A 13,593-nucleotide genomic window follows, 5' to 3' on the forward strand; every position below is an offset into this window, starting at 1 on the left:
AAACGCTCGGCTGGGAAGCCCCAGCCGAGCGCCTGCATAAACTGCTCGCGGCCTGATCAACCGACCACGTGTTGCGACGATCCCCAGAATCCGCCAACGGGGCGCCGGGGCCCGAGGGCCCGAAAGCCCGTCAAGGTGGCTTCAGCGTCGGCCACGTGCACCGGGTCGCTGGGCCACCCATGCTCTGACCGTGTCCGCGAACCAGTACGGTTTCCCGCCCTCCACCAGGTCAGGATCCGGCAGCAGCCCGTGTTTGCGGTACGAGCGCACGGTGTCCGGCTGCACCTGGATGTGCGCGGCGATCTCCTTGTACGACCAGAGCCTGCGGTCGGTCATCCCTGCCACCTCCAAAGCGCCGTACGCAGGGTCGGCCCGGACGAGCCGGCGAGGCGCTGCGTACGGCCCGGCGATCACTCACCCTGTGCCCGGACAACGACACCGGGTGACCGTCGAGGAGGGCTGTCGACCGACTGTGACGGAAGGCCGGCGGCATCGTGACAGCCGTGACGGGCGGCGGACGGCTGTGACCGTGTCGGTACGGTCGCCCGGGCTCCCAAGAGGGGGTGGATCGGGTCGGAAGGGGCAGACCGACGCCCCTCGTCGGTGACGGGATCGTGACGTGACGGGGTGGGGCGAGGAGGGGGCGGGACGGACGCCGGCATCCCCTCCGCGCCGGCCGTCCCCTCCGCGCATGTCGTGCCCCTTCGCGCCGGCCTACGCGTCCGTGCCGGCCTACGCGTCCGTGCCGGCCTACGCGTCCGCGCCTGCGTGCTTGTCGTCCATGCCTGCTGCCGTGTCCACGCCTGCCGTCGTGTCCACGCCTGCCGCGCGCGCCGCTTGGTCCGCCCCTGCCGCGCGGCCCGCCCCCGCCGCCCGCCGCAGCTCCTGCTCCAGATCCTCCAGCGCCAGCCCCTTCGTCTCGGGCGCGTAGCGCTTGCAGAAGACCAGGGACAGCACACACATCGCGCCGAAGCACCAGAAGGTGGTGCCGGCCCCGACCGCGTCGAGCAGCATCGGGAAGACCAGGGCGACCGAGAAGTTCACCACCCACATCACGAACACCGCGGTGCCCATGGCCAGCCCGCGCACCGTGAGCGGGAACATCTCGGCGAGCAGCAACCAGACGCCGGTGTTCAACGTGGCCTGCATGAACGCCATGTAGAGCACCATCAGGCCGAGGACCAGGATGCTGACCGCAGTGGAGTGCGGCAGATGGAACGACGCACCGAGCAGAGCGAGCGAAACGGCCATCCCGGCCAGCCCCGTGATCAGCATCGGCCGCCGACCCACCCGGTCGATCAAGGACATCCCGATCGCGGTCGCGAGCACCGAGACGGCGCCCACGGCGATGGTGGCGGTGATCGCGGCACCGGTGCCCAACCCCGTCGTCGCCAGGATCTTGGGCGCGAAGTACACCACGGCGTTCACGCCGGTGATCTGCTGTACGGTCGCCAGCCCGATGCCGACCAGCAGCAACCGCCGTACCCAGGGCGTACGCAGCTGCCGCCATGCGCCGCGCTGGGCATCGGCCTCCAGGCTGCGGGCGTGGTCGATGCGGGCCAGCTCGGCGGGCACGTCCTCGGCCGGCAGCGTACGGCCCAGCACCCGCCCGGCCTCGTCCCGTCGACCCTTGCTGATGTACCAGCGCGGGGTGTCCGGCAGGAAGAAGAGACCGCAGAACAGCGCCACGGCCGGCAGCGCCGCCAGACCGAGCATCCAGCGCCAGGCCTCCCACTGCGCCAGGACCGCGTTGATGAGATAGGCGAGGAGCTGTCCACTGACGATCATCAGCGAGTTGAAGGACACCAACCGCCCGCGGATGTGCGGGGGCGCGATCTCGGAGAGGTAGAGCGGGGTGATCACGGAGGCGCTGCCCACGGCGAGGCCGAGGACGAAGCGCGCCGCCGTCATGAACACAACGGTGGGCGACAGCGCGACGGCCACCGCACCGCCGCTGAACAGCGCGCCCGCCCACAGCAGCGAGTTGCGCCGCCCCAGCGCATCGGACATCCGGCCGCCGATCAGCGAACCGAAGGCGGCGCCGATCAGCAGTGCGCTGGTGATGATGCCCTCGCCCAGGGAGGTGAGGCCGAAATGGCCCTCCATGAAGGGGAGGGCGCCGGAGATCACGCCGGTGTCGTAGCCGAAGAGGGCGCCGCCGAGAGCGGCGATGGCGGCGATGCCGATGATGAAGCGCTTGGCGCGACGGGCCTGCGGACTGACCCGCGGGCCGACGGGGGCCGCCTGGCTGGTCGGAGCGGCCATCGTCAACTCCGGCCGGCCCGGGACGCCAACTCGGGCATCCCGGAGCGGAGTTCGCGTCCCGTCGGCGCCGCGCCGAGACCGCGTAGGGTCACGGCGGGCACGACGGCCAGGGCAGACGAAACAGGCATGGCGGGTAGAGGCGGTATGGCTGCTGGTATGAGGTGAAGCCGTACGGCGGCATCACGGACGGCGGGCATGGTGCGGGGCCTTTCGTGGATCAGGTGCGGGCGCGGCCCGTGGGTGGACGGTTCGGCTCGGCGCCTCAGCGGTACAACGCCGGCCGTTCGATCAGCTCGACCGCCACCCGCTCACCGCTCGCCTGGGCGAGCACGCCGGCCTCGCACACCGCCGCCGCCGCATAGCCGTCCCAGCAGCTGGGACCCTCGACCTCGCCGCGCCGGGTGGCGTTCACCCAGCGCTGCACCTGCCGGTCGTACGCCTCCTCGAAGCGCTCCACGAAACCGGGGGGGATGGCGCCGCCCCAGCGGCCGGCGGAGTTGGTGAACACCCCGTGGTCGTCGCCGATCCGGGCCGTGCCACCCTCGCAGACCGCCTCACAGCTGACCTGGTAGCCGAAACCGCAGTTGACGAAGATCTCGGTGTCGACCACCCGGCCGCCCTCGGTCTCGAAGAGGATCAGCTGCGGGTCGCTGAGGCCTTCGGGCGCGTTCCCGGTGGGCGTCGGGCGCAGCACCCGTACCGCGGTGATCTCCTCCTCCAGCAACCAGCGGGTCACGTCGATCTCGTGCACCACCGAGTCGTTGATCATCATCGCGTTGGTGAAGCCGGGCGGGGTGTCGGCGTTGCGGTGCTTGTTGTGCAGCATCAGCGGGCGGCCGTAAGTGCCTTGATCCAGAAGGGACTTGAGGGCGCGGTAGTCCGCGTCGTAACGGCGCATGAACCCCACCTGGACGCGGCGGTGGCCCAGTGCCTGCTCCGCCTCCAGTACGCGCAGCGCGGAGGCGGCGTCCGGCGTCAGCGGCTTCTCGCACAGCACCGGCAGGTCGCGCGCGAAGGCGTCCAGCAGCGCCGCCTCGTGCGCGGGCCCCGGTGAGGCGATCAGTACGGCGTCCACCGCGGGGTCGTCCATGGCGGCGGCCGGGTCGGTGTAGGGGGTGCACCCCTCGATGCCGTCGGCGAGGTTCTTGACCCGGGTCGCGTCGATGTCGACCACCGCCGCCACCCGGGCGCCGCTGATCACCTCGTTGATCCGGCGCACATGGTCGGCGCCCATCCGGCCGGTCCCGACAACGGCCACGCCGAGCGTTCCAAGCGAAGTCATGTGGTCCTCAAGTCCTTACGTTACGGGATGCAGACTGAAGTGCTACAGATTGTGATACACCTGGGAACTGATTACTCTCCGTAATCGTTGCCGGAGTATGAGGAGGCGCGCCGCGGCAGGCCCACATGGCGCATGTAGGGCCCGCGCGGCGCATGTAGGGGCGGTGCGGCCGCTTCACGCCCCGCAGGAGCGCAGGAAGCGGCGGGTGCGCTCGGCGATGGGGAACGGCTGGTCGGGCGGGCAGGGGTACATGTCCTGCTCGACGATGGCGAAGAGGTCGACGTCCAGCTCTTGCGCGGCCTCCAGGACCGGCGGCAGTGCGGGTACCCCGAGCGGTGGTTCGCACATCACGCCCTGCTGGACCGCCGGGCCGAACGGCGTGCCCTTGGCGACCACGTCGCTGAGGATGTCCGGGTCGACCTGCTTCAGGTGCAGGTAGCCGATCCGCTCGCCGTAGGTGCGGATCAGCTTGACGCTGTCGCCGCCGCAGTACGCGTAGTGGCCGGTGTCCAGGCAGAGGTTGACCAGGTCCGAGTCGGTCACGTGCAGGAAGCGCTCGACGTGCTCCTCGGTGTCGATGTGGGTGTCGGCGTGCGGGTGCACGACGATCCGAAGCCCGAACTCGTCCTGGACGCGCTTGCCCAGCCGCTCCATGCCGGTGGTCAGGTGCTTCCACTGCTCGACCGTCAGCTCGCGCGGTTCGATCTCCTCGGCGGTCTTGTCGTCGCGCCAGAAGGAGGGGATGACGACGAGGTGCTTGGCGCCCATCGCCTGGGTGAGGGTGGCGACCTCGGAGACGTGCGCCCAGGTCTTGTCCCACACGGACGGGCCGTGGTGCATCGAGGTGAAGATCGTGCCGGCGGAGACCTTCAGGTGGCGGCGGGCGATCTCGTCGTGCAGGACGGCGGGGTCGGTGGGCAGGTAGCCGTACGGGCCGAGTTCGATCCACTCGTAGCCGGCCTCGGCGACCTCGTCCAGGAAGCGCTGCCAGGGGACCTGCTGGTCGTCGTTGGGGAACCACACTCCCCAGGAGTCGGGTGCGGAACCGACGCGGATGCGGTCCAGAACGGGCGGGGCGGCATGGGGTACGGACATGCTGCGGCTCTCCTCTCGCCGGTCGGCGGTGACCGGGAGGCGCTGGTGCGGGGTTCGTGGGCACAGCCTCTCTGCCGCCCAGGGGAGTGTCAAGACTTCGTCCTGACATAAGGACTTAAGGACTTTGTGGCGGTGGGGTGGTTTGGGGCGTGTTGGGGTGCGGGGGAAGGGAGGGTGGGGTGGTTTGGGGGTCGGTTGGGGTGGGTGGCATTCTGTGGGGTGACGTCAGAATGTAAGGACAAACTGTTGACAGGGTCTGATGGTGACCGTTAGACCTTTCCTCAGAGCTGAAGCCGTCGAGAGGGCCGAAGCCCGTCCAGCCGAAGCCGGAAGGCGGAAGCCCGTTGTGCCAAGGCCACCGAGCCGAGGCGCGTTGTGCCAAAGCCGTCGTGCTGAAGCCCGTCGTGCTGAAGCCGTCGAGCCGAAGTTCGATGGCTGAAGCCGTCGAGCTGGAGTTGTGGAATCCGCCGTGTCGTCCGACCCGAAGGGGCGTATATGACCGAGCCGTACGACCTGATCACCATGGGCCGCATCGGAGTCGACATCTATCCGTTGCAGACCGGTGTGTCGCTGGCGCAGGTGGAGACGTTCGGGAAGTTCCTGGGGGGCTCCGCCACCAATGTCGCGGTGGCTGCGGCCCGGCTCGGTCGCCGGAGCGCCGTGATCAGCCGCACCGGACGTGACCCGTTCGGCGACTACGTCCATCAGGCGCTGCGCGAGTTCGGGGTGGACGACCGCTGGGTGACTCCGGTCGACGCCTATCCCACGCCGGTCACGTTCTGCGAGATCTTTCCGCCGGACGACTTCCCGCTCTACTTCTACCGTCGGCCGAAGGCCCCCGACCTGGTGATCCACCAGGAGGAGCTGGACCGGGACGCCATTGCGGCCGCGCGGATCTTCTGGATCACCGGTACCGGGCTGTGCGAGGAGCCGAGCCGTGGCGCCACCCTCGCCGCGTTGGAGGCCCGGGCCGAGGCCTTCCGGACGGTCGGTGGACGTTCCCCCGGGGAGCACTGCACCGTCTTCGACCTCGACTGGCGGCCGATGTTCTGGGGTGGCGAGGGCGGTGCCTCCAAGGACGGCGGGGCGAGCGGCGCCGCGGCGATGGCCACCGCCCGCCCGTACTACGAAGCCGCCCTGCGGTACGCCACCGTGGCGGTCGGCAATGTGGACGAGGCCGAGGTGGCGACCGGGCTGCGGGAGCCCAAGGCCTGTGCGCAGGCGCTGTTGGAGATGGGGGTGGAGTTGGCCGTCATCAAGCAGGGGCCGAAGGGCGTGCTGGCCGTGCACCGCGACGGCCGCGTCGCCGAGGTTCCGCCCACGCCCGTAGAGGTCGTCAACGGGCTCGGGGCCGGGGACGCGTTCGGCGGGTCGTTGTGTCACGGTCTGCTCTCCGGCTGGGACTTGGAGCCGATGATGCGTTACGCCAACGCCGCCGGCGCCATCGTCGCCTCCCGCCTCGCCTGTTCGTCCGCGATGCCCACGGCCGATGAGGTCGAGGCGTTCCTCGCGGGGCGATGACCCGCCTCGGTGGGACGTCGACCGCCCCCGCGTCCCCGGCCCCCCCGCCCGCCGGCCCCCTGCCGTCACCCCGCCCCACCTGTGCACTCAAGAAGGTGAGTTGAGCCTTGACCTCTCGGATCAGTGACCTCGCGACGCTGCGGGCCCGGTACCCGGGTGCCGTCGCGGAGGCCGCCGCCCGCCGTACCCGACGTCCGCTCATCGGCGACAGCGGCCGGCTGATGATCGTCGCCGCCGACCATCCGGCCCGCGGCGCGCTCGCCGTCGGTGACCGGCAGCTCGCCATGGCCAACCGCCTCGACCTGCTCGAACGCCTGGTGCTGGCGCTGTCGCGGCCCGGTGTGGACGGAGTGCTGGCCACCGCCGACATCCTGGAGGACCTGCTGCTGCTCGGTGCCCTCGAAGGCAAGGTGGTGATGGGCTCGATGAACCGGGGCGGCCTCGCGGGCGCCTCGTTCGAGATGGACGACCGGTTCACCGGCCATCGGCCGCAGGACCTGGCCCGGCTGCGGTTCGACGCGGGGAAGCTGCTGCTGCGCATCGACTACGCCGACCCGGGGTCGCTGACCACGATGGAGGCCACCGCCCGGGCCATCGACGCGATGGCCGAGCTGGAACTGCCGGTGTTCGTCGAGCCGTTCCTCTCCTCGCGCAGGGACGGCAAGGTCCGCAACGACCTCAGCCCCGAGGCCGTCACCCGCTCGGTCGCCATCGCCTCCGGCCTCGGCGGCACCTCCGCGTACACCTGGCTCAAGCTGCCGGTGACCGACGACGCCGATGCGATGGCGCGGGTCTGCGAGGCCACCACCCTGCCGACCGTGCTGCTCGGCGGTGACATCGGCAGCACCGTCCAGGACCAGGAGGCGGCCTACGAGAAGTGGCGCAAGGCGCTGCGGCTGCCGACCGTGCAGGGGCTGGTCGTGGGACGGTCCCTGCTCTACCCGGCCGACGGGGATGTCGCCGCCGCCGTGGACACCGCCGTGGGCCTGCTGTGAAGGCCGCGATTTCCGCAGGAGACTGGACATATGAGCCGTATGAGCAGTGAATTCCACCTGACGGCCGGCGCGGCGGGCGAGGGCTCGTACGTCCTGGACATCGACCCCGAGCGGGCCGGCTGGGGCTACTCCTCGCTGCGCGTCCTGGAGCTGCCGCCCGGTGGCCGTCATGCGTTCGCCACCGGCGAGAGCGAATGGATCGTGCTGCCGCTGTCCGGCGGCTGCACGGTGCTGACCGACGGCGGGGAGGTCTTCGAACTGGCCGGCCGGGAGAGCGTGTTCAGCGGGGTCACGGACTTCGCGTATGTGCCGAGGGACGCCCAGGTGCAGATCGCGAGCGGGGCCGGCGGGCGGTTCGCGCTGACCGGGGCCCGCTGTGAGCGCCGGCTCCCCGCCCGGTACGGTGCCGCCGCCGACGTCCCCGTGGAGCTGCGCGGCAGCGGCAGCTGCTCGCGGCAGGTCAACAACTTCGCCGCGGCCGCCCCGGCCGGTGCCGACGCCGGCTACGGCTTCGCCTGCGACCGGCTGATCGCGGTGGAGGTGCTCACCCCCGGCGGCAACTGGTCGTCCTATCCGCCGCACAAGCACGACGAGTGCCGCCCCGGCGAGGAGTCCGAGCTGGAGGAGATCTACTACTTCGAGATCGAGCCGGCGCACGGCACGGACGGCGTGGGCTACCAGCGCGTCACCTCCTCCGGGCGGGGCCGGGGCACCGAGGTGCTGGCCGAGGTGCGCAGCGGCGATGCGGTGCTGATCCCCGACGGCTGGCACGGCCCGTCCATCGCCGCCCCCGGGCACACCATGTACTACCTCAACGTCATGGCCGGTCCCGGTGCCGAACGCCAGTGGCTGATCTGCGATCACCCCGACCACGGCTGGATCCGCGGCACCTGGCCCGATCAGCCGGTCGACCCCCGCCTCCCCCTCTACGAAGCGCCCGTAGGAGACCTCCGATGAACGCTCCGACGACCCGCCGCCTCACGGTCGCGCAGGCCCTGGTCGAGTTCCTCGCCCACCAGTACACCGAGCGGGACGGCCGGCGGCACCGGTTGATCAACGCCTGCTGGGGCATCTTCGGCCACGGCAACGTCGCCGGTATCGGCCAGGCCCTGCTGGAGTCCGGTGAGGCGCTGCCGTACCTCCAGGGGCGCAACGAGCAGGCCATGGTGCACGCCGCCGTCGGCTACGCCCGGCAGTGCGACCGGCTCTCCGCGCAAGCCGTCACCACCTCCATCGGCCCCGGCGCCACCAACCTCGTCACCGGTGCGGCGCTGGCGACCGTCAACCGGCTGCCGGTGCTGTTGCTGCCCGGTGACGTCTTCGCGACCCGGTCGGCGGACCCGGTGCTCCAGCAGCTGGAGGTGCCGTACGCGGGTGATGTGTCGGTCAATGACGCGCTGCGGCCGGTGTCCCGGTACTTCGACCGGGTCACCCGGCCCGAGGCGCTGATCCCGGCCGCCCTTCAGGCGATGCGGGTGCTCGCCGATCCCGTGGACACGGGGGCGGTCACCCTGGCGCTGCCGCAGGACGTGCAGGCCGAGGCGTACGACTGGCCGGAGGAGTTCTTCGCCGACCGGGTGTGGCGGGTGGCCCGGCCCGCGCCCGAGGCGGCTGCCCTCGCGGAGGCGGTGCGGGCCGTCCGGGCGGCCCGCCGGCCGCTGCTGATCGCGGGCGGCGGTGTCCACCACTCCGAGGCGGAGGACGCGCTGCGCGCCTTCGCCGACGCCACCGGCATTCCGGTGGCCTCCACCCAGGCCGGCAAGGGGTCGCTGCGCCACGACCACCCCGCGGACGTCGGCGGCATCGGCCACACCGGCACCGCCACCGCCGACGGGCTGGCCCGCGAGGCGGACCTGATCATCGGTGTCGGCACCCGCTACACGGACTTCACCACGGCCTCCGCGACGCTGTTCGCGGCGCCCGGGGTCCGCTTCGTCAACCTCAACATCGCCCCGTTCGACTCCCACAAGCTCGGCGCGGCCTCCCTGGTCGCCGATGCCCGCGCCGGCCTGGAAGCGCTCACCGGGGCGCTGTCCGGCCACCGTGTCGCGGCGGAGTACGAGGCCGGCTACACGAAGGCGAAGGCGGAGTGGGAGCGCCGGGTGGACGCCGCGTACGGGGCGCCGGACGACTCCGTGCGCCCGTCGCAGACGCAGGTGCTCGGGGCGTTGGACGCGCTGGTCGACGACTCCGACGTGATCATCAATGCGGCCGGCTCCCTCCCCGGTGACCTGCACAAACTCTGGCGCGCCCGGTCCCGCAGGCAGTACCACCTGGAGTACGGCTACTCCTGCATGGGGTATGAGATCCCCGCGGCGATCGGCGTCCGGCTGGCCGCTCCCGACCGGCCGGTGTGGGCGCTGGTCGGCGACGGTACGTATCTGATGAACCCCACCGAAATCGTCACCGCGGTCCAGGAGGGCATCAACATCACCATCGTTCTCGTCCAGAACCACGGGTATGCGTCCATCGGCGGCCTGTCCGAGCAGATCGGCGGTGAACGCTTCGGGACGGCGTACCGCTTCCGGGCCGAGGACGGCACGTACACGGGTGCGCCGCTGCCGGTGGACCTGGCCGGCAACGCCGCCTCGCTCGGTATGCACGTCATCCGTGCGGCCACGGTCGGTGAGCTGCGGGCCGCGCTGGCCGAGGCGCGTGGCGCGAACCGGCCCACATGTGTCTATGTCGAGACCGAAACGGCCGACACTGTGCCGGGCGCGCCGGAGGCCCAGGCCTGGTGGGATGTTCCCGTTGCCGAGACCGCGACACGTCCGGCGGCGGTCGCCGCCCGCGAGGCGTACGACCGGCAGGCCGCCGGGCGCCGTCGCCACCTCTGACCCCCGTTCGAAGTCGTCACCCCAGAAAGGCCCCCAGCATGAAGACCATCAGCCACTGGATCGGCGGCAAGCCCGTCGAGGGCGTCTCCGGCAACGTCGGCCCGGTCTACAACCCGGCCACCGGCGCGCAGGAGAAGCAGGTCGCCTTCGCGTCGGTCGACGAGGTCGACGCGGCGGTCCGCGCCGCCAAGGAAGCGTTCCGCACCTGGGGCACCAGCTCGCTGGCCAAGCGCACGTCGGTGCTGTTCAAGTACCGCGAGCTGCTCGACGCGCACCGTGAGGAGCTGGCCCGGCTGATCACCGCCGAGCACGGCAAGGTGCACTCCGACGCGCTCGGTGAGGTCGCCCGCGGTCTGGAGATCGTGGAGCTGGCCTGCGGCATCCCCGAGAAGCTCAAGGGCGAGCTGTCCACCCAGGTGTCCACCCGTGTCGATGTGGCCGCCATCCGTCAGTCCCTGGGCGTGGTGGCCGGCATCACGCCGTTCAACTTCCCGGCGATGGTGCCGATGTGGATGTTCCCCCTCGCCATCGCGTGCGGGAACACCTTCGTCCTCAAGCCGAGCGAGAAGGTGCCCAGCGCCGCCTTCAAGCTGGCCGAGCTGGCTGCCGAGGCGGGTCTGCCGGACGGTGTGCTGAACATCGTCAACGGTGACAAGGTGGCGGTCGACGCCCTCCTCGCGCACCCGGACGTCGCCGCGGTGTCGTTCGTGGGCTCCACCCCCATCGCCCGGTACATCCACACCACCGGCACCGCGAACGGCAAGCGGGTGCAGGCGCTGGGCGGCGCCAAGAACCACATGCTGGTGCTGCCGGACGCCGACCTGGACCTGGCGGCGGACTCGGCGATCAACGCCGCCTACGGCTCGGCGGGTGAGCGCTGCATGGCGATCTCCGTGGTGGTCGCGGTCGGTGAGACCGCGGACCCGCTGATCGGCAAGATCAAGGAGCGTGCCGACAAGCTGCGGATCGGCCCCGGCGACGACCCGGCGTCGGAGATGGGCCCGCTGATCACCAAGGCGCACCGCGACAAGGTCGCCTCGTACGTCACCGGTGCCGCGGCGCAGGGTGCCGACGTCGTCATCGACGGCACCGGCTACACCGTCGAGGGCTACGAGGACGGCCACTGGATCGGCGTCTCGCTGCTGGACAACGTCACGCCCGAGATGGACGCCTACCGCGACGAGATCTTCGGTCCGGTGCTGTCGGTCGTCCGGGTGGAGACGTACGAGCAGGCCGTCGAGCTGATGAACAACTCGCCGTGGGGCAACGGCACCGCGATCTTCACCCGGGACGGCGGCGCGGCCCGCCGCTTCCAGATGGAGATCGAGGCCGGCATGGTCGGTGTGAACGTGCCCATCCCGGTGCCGGTCGGCTACCACTCGTTCGGTGGCTGGAAGGACTCCCTCTTCGGCGACCACCACATCTACGGCAACGACGGCGTGCACTTCTACACCCGCGGCAAGGTCGTCACCACCCGCTGGCCTGACCCGTCGGACGCCGGTATCAACCTGGGCTTCCCGCGCAACCACTGACGGGCAACCGCCCCGGGGTCGCCCTGACAAGCACCCCACCGCCGGACCCCCTGCCGGACCCCCGCCGGCAGGGGGTCCGGCACGTCCGCTTCCCGGGCGGGGAGACCGGGGGGAGACCCGGGGGCGGCGCGTTGCTACCGTGCTCCCTCGCCGAGCATCGACACAACCGGGGGACTCAATGCACCAACCCATGGCGCTCGCCAAGGGCGCCCGTATCACTGGCGGGGTCTTCTGCCTGCTGTTCTTCCTCTTCCTGGGGTACTGGCTGGCCGTCGACCTCGGCGAGTTCGGGCTGGACGGCGTCTGGGAGTCGTGGACGCTCCAGCGGCCCGGCGGCACCAACGAGGTCACCGGCCCGTTCCAGCTCGGCCTCGCCGTCCTGGACCTGGTCGCGGTGTTCGCGGCGTTCGCCGGGAACCGGTTGGCCGGCGGGCTGTTGGCCGTCGCCACCACCTTCACCTTCGCCACCGCCCTCCAGGCCCTGGTCAGCGTCGGCAACCACACCAGCGACAACCGCTGGTTCCAGCACGCGGAGACGTCCACCGCCACCTTCGACGGCGTCTTCATCAGCAGCGGGCTGCTGTTCCTGCTGACCCTGGTCGCGGGCATCGTGCTGCTCGCCGGTATGCGGTCCTGGCCGCGCCCCCGGCCCAGCGAGCCGCCGATGCGGCCGGCCCCGACGGCCGGTGTGCTGGCCGGTCTGCTGCTCGGGGCGATGGTCCTGGTCAACGTGGTCTGGCAGGTCTACATGCTGGTGCAGGGCGGCACCGGCACCTTCGAGATGCTCTACCTCGGCAAGGGAGCGCTCAGCTCGTTGCTGAGTCTGGCGCCGGGCTGGTCGGCGCTGGTCTTCCTGGTGCTGACCGCGCTGGCGGCGCTCAACAGCCTGCTGCGGGGCGGCGCGGCCCGGGGGCTGGCCATCGGGCTGTCGATCCTGTCGCTGCCCGGCGCGCTGATCACGGTGGTCGCGCTGGCCCGGAACGGCGCCCTGTTCTCGCTGAACGAGAGCCTGCCGGGGCTGAGCATCCTCAATGACGTCCAGCTGCTGCTCGACACGGTCGGCTCGGTGGCGCTGCTCGCCCTGATGGCCCGTGGTGAGCCGTCCGCCCCCGCCTGGTACCCGCCGTCCCAGGCCGCGCCGTTCGCCGTGCCCGGCTTCGTCCCGCCGGCCGGTCCGCCGGTCCCGCCGGTCGCCGGCTGGCAGCCCCCGGTCGGCCCGGTCGGCGGCCCCCCGATGCCGCCGCCCGGCACCCCGCCGATGCCGCCGCCCGGCACCCCGCCGATGCCGCCCGGTACCCCGCCCGCGCCCGGGCAGGGCGGGTTCGGGCCGCCGCAGTACTGACCGGCGGCACGGTCCCGGTGCTCGCGCGAGAAATCGCTGTTGCCGGGGCCGGCCGGCCGGGTACGCTCGGCCGGCGCGGAGCGATCCGCACCGGGTGCACGCACTGCTGGGGAGAGGGAGGTTGATGAATATGGACCACCGGACGCCTCATCGGCATGCCCTTGGCCGGGTCGCCGCCTGAGCCGGCCGCTTCCCCGGCCGCCGCGTTCTCCGTCCGCGGCGCGGATCTGCTCACCGCGCGGCTGGCGCTGCGGCCGTGGTCCGACGCGGACCTCGCCGCCGTCCTCGAAGGGGCGCGGCAGCCGCACTGGGCCGCGGACTTCCCCGCCGACGGTGACCGGGTCATCGCCGGCTTCATCGACGGACACCCCGACCGCCGGGGCACCTACGGGCAGCGGCTGATCATCGAGCGGGCCAGCGGTCTGCTGGTCGGCGCCATCGGGCTGTTCTGGCCGCCCGGCGACGGAGCGGTCGAGTTCGGCTACGGCGTCGTGGCGTCGCGGCGGGGGCGCGGCTATGCGACCGAGGCCGCCCGGGCCATGGCGGCGTTCGCGCTCACCGCGCCGGGCGTGCACACGGTGTACGCGGACGTCGAGCTGACGAACCCGGCGTCCTGCCGGGTCCTTGTGAAGGCCGGGCTGGAGCGCTGGAGCGGCGACGACCGGGTGGCCCGGTTCCGGCTGCGGGCGGCGCCGCGGTCGGCGTAGCGGCGGCGGTCCGTGCC

General features: G+C 71.6%; 11 protein-coding genes. 7 read left to right on the forward strand and 4 right to left on the reverse strand.

The window, feature by feature from the left end:
- Nucleotides 1-141: 141 nt before the first annotated feature.
- The 4 genes from AB0C96_RS05970 to AB0C96_RS05985 all read right to left on the reverse strand — a co-directional run bounded on the left by AB0C96_RS05970 (nucleotide 142) and on the right by AB0C96_RS05985 (nucleotide 4,642).
- Nucleotides 142-336 (reverse strand): MerR family transcriptional regulator, encoded by a 195-nt coding sequence (locus tag AB0C96_RS05970; protein ID WP_362914138.1) that lies wholly within the window; start codon nucleotides 334-336, stop codon nucleotides 142-144.
- 414 nt (nucleotides 337-750) lie between these two features.
- Nucleotides 751-2,265, reverse strand: a complete 1,515-nt coding sequence (locus AB0C96_RS05975) for a sugar porter family MFS transporter (RefSeq protein WP_362914140.1) — start codon at nucleotides 2,263-2,265, stop codon at nucleotides 751-753.
- A 262-nt stretch (nucleotides 2,266-2,527) separates the two neighbouring features.
- Entirely contained in the window at nucleotides 2,528-3,547 is a 1,020-nt protein-coding gene (locus AB0C96_RS05980) for a Gfo/Idh/MocA family oxidoreductase (protein ID WP_362914142.1), read from the reverse strand.
- Nucleotides 3,548-3,721: 174 nt separating this feature from the next.
- The gene (locus AB0C96_RS05985) at nucleotides 3,722-4,642 is read right to left on the reverse strand and encodes a sugar phosphate isomerase/epimerase (protein WP_362914144.1); all 921 of its coding nucleotides are present in this window, start codon (nucleotides 4,640-4,642) and stop codon (nucleotides 3,722-3,724) included.
- A 495-nt stretch (nucleotides 4,643-5,137) separates the two neighbouring features.
- On the opposite strand from AB0C96_RS05985, the gene iolC reads away from it, so the two are divergent.
- The 7 genes from iolC to AB0C96_RS06020 all read left to right on the forward strand — a co-directional run bounded on the left by iolC (nucleotide 5,138) and on the right by AB0C96_RS06020 (nucleotide 13,576).
- Nucleotides 5,138-6,163, forward strand: a complete 1,026-nt coding sequence (gene iolC, locus AB0C96_RS05990; protein WP_362914146.1) for a 5-dehydro-2-deoxygluconokinase — start codon at nucleotides 5,138-5,140, stop codon at nucleotides 6,161-6,163.
- Nucleotides 6,164-6,270: 107 nt separating this feature from the next.
- Nucleotides 6,271-7,158: a deoxyribose-phosphate aldolase gene (locus tag AB0C96_RS05995; protein ID WP_362914148.1), complete on the forward strand. Its 888-nt coding sequence runs from the start codon at nucleotides 6,271-6,273 to the stop codon at nucleotides 7,156-7,158.
- A 39-nt stretch (nucleotides 7,159-7,197) separates the two neighbouring features.
- A complete protein-coding gene (gene iolB / locus AB0C96_RS06000) occupies nucleotides 7,198-8,115 on the forward strand; it encodes a 5-deoxy-glucuronate isomerase (RefSeq protein WP_362914453.1) in 918 nt (305 codons plus the stop codon).
- A complete protein-coding gene (gene iolD, locus AB0C96_RS06005; RefSeq protein WP_362914150.1) occupies nucleotides 8,112-9,995 on the forward strand; it encodes a 3D-(3,5/4)-trihydroxycyclohexane-1,2-dione acylhydrolase (decyclizing) in 1,884 nt (627 codons plus the stop codon). Before iolB ends, iolD begins: the two co-directional genes overlap by 4 nt.
- A gap of 38 nt (nucleotides 9,996-10,033) precedes the next feature.
- Nucleotides 10,034-11,527 carry a CoA-acylating methylmalonate-semialdehyde dehydrogenase gene (locus tag AB0C96_RS06010; protein ID WP_362914152.1) on the forward strand — a complete coding sequence of 498 codons (1,494 nt, stop codon included), beginning with the start codon at nucleotides 10,034-10,036 and terminating at the stop codon, nucleotides 11,525-11,527.
- Between the two features lie 178 nt (nucleotides 11,528-11,705).
- The gene (locus AB0C96_RS06015) at nucleotides 11,706-12,869 is read left to right on the forward strand and encodes a hypothetical protein (RefSeq protein ID WP_362914154.1); all 1,164 of its coding nucleotides are present in this window, start codon (nucleotides 11,706-11,708) and stop codon (nucleotides 12,867-12,869) included.
- Between the two features lie 155 nt (nucleotides 12,870-13,024).
- Nucleotides 13,025-13,576, forward strand: coding sequence for a GNAT family N-acetyltransferase (locus tag AB0C96_RS06020; RefSeq protein WP_362914156.1), 552 nt, complete (start codon nucleotides 13,025-13,027; stop codon nucleotides 13,574-13,576).
- The last annotated feature ends 17 nt before the right edge of the window (nucleotides 13,577-13,593 follow it).

Source organism: Streptomyces sp. NPDC048506, assembly GCF_040651315.1.
In the GTDB taxonomy this organism is placed as follows: domain Bacteria; phylum Actinomycetota; class Actinomycetes; order Streptomycetales; family Streptomycetaceae; genus Streptomyces.

Excerpts from the sequence above, each read along its gene's own strand:
- iolC (WP_362914146.1), top strand. The coding sequence starts at position 5,138 with ATGACCGAGCCGTACGACCTGATCACCATGGGCCGCATCGGAGTCGAC.
- AB0C96_RS05985 (WP_362914144.1), bottom strand. The coding sequence starts at position 4,642 with ATGTCCGTACCCCATGCCGCCCCGCCCGTTCTGGACCGCATCCGCGTC.
- AB0C96_RS05980 (WP_362914142.1), bottom strand. The coding sequence starts at position 3,547 with ATGACTTCGCTTGGAACGCTCGGCGTGGCCGTTGTCGGGACCGGCCGG.
- iolD (WP_362914150.1), top strand. The coding sequence starts at position 8,112 with ATGAACGCTCCGACGACCCGCCGCCTCACGGTCGCGCAGGCCCTGGTC.
- AB0C96_RS05970 (WP_362914138.1), bottom strand. The coding sequence starts at position 336 with ATGACCGACCGCAGGCTCTGGTCGTACAAGGAGATCGCCGCGCACATC.
- AB0C96_RS05975 (WP_362914140.1), bottom strand. The coding sequence starts at position 2,265 with ATGGCCGCTCCGACCAGCCAGGCGGCCCCCGTCGGCCCGCGGGTCAGT.
- AB0C96_RS06020 (WP_362914156.1), top strand. The coding sequence starts at position 13,025 with ATGCCCTTGGCCGGGTCGCCGCCTGAGCCGGCCGCTTCCCCGGCCGCC.
- AB0C96_RS06010 (WP_362914152.1), top strand. The coding sequence starts at position 10,034 with ATGAAGACCATCAGCCACTGGATCGGCGGCAAGCCCGTCGAGGGCGTC.
- iolB (WP_362914453.1), top strand. The coding sequence starts at position 7,198 with ATGAGCAGTGAATTCCACCTGACGGCCGGCGCGGCGGGCGAGGGCTCG.
- AB0C96_RS06015 (WP_362914154.1), top strand. The coding sequence starts at position 11,706 with ATGCACCAACCCATGGCGCTCGCCAAGGGCGCCCGTATCACTGGCGGG.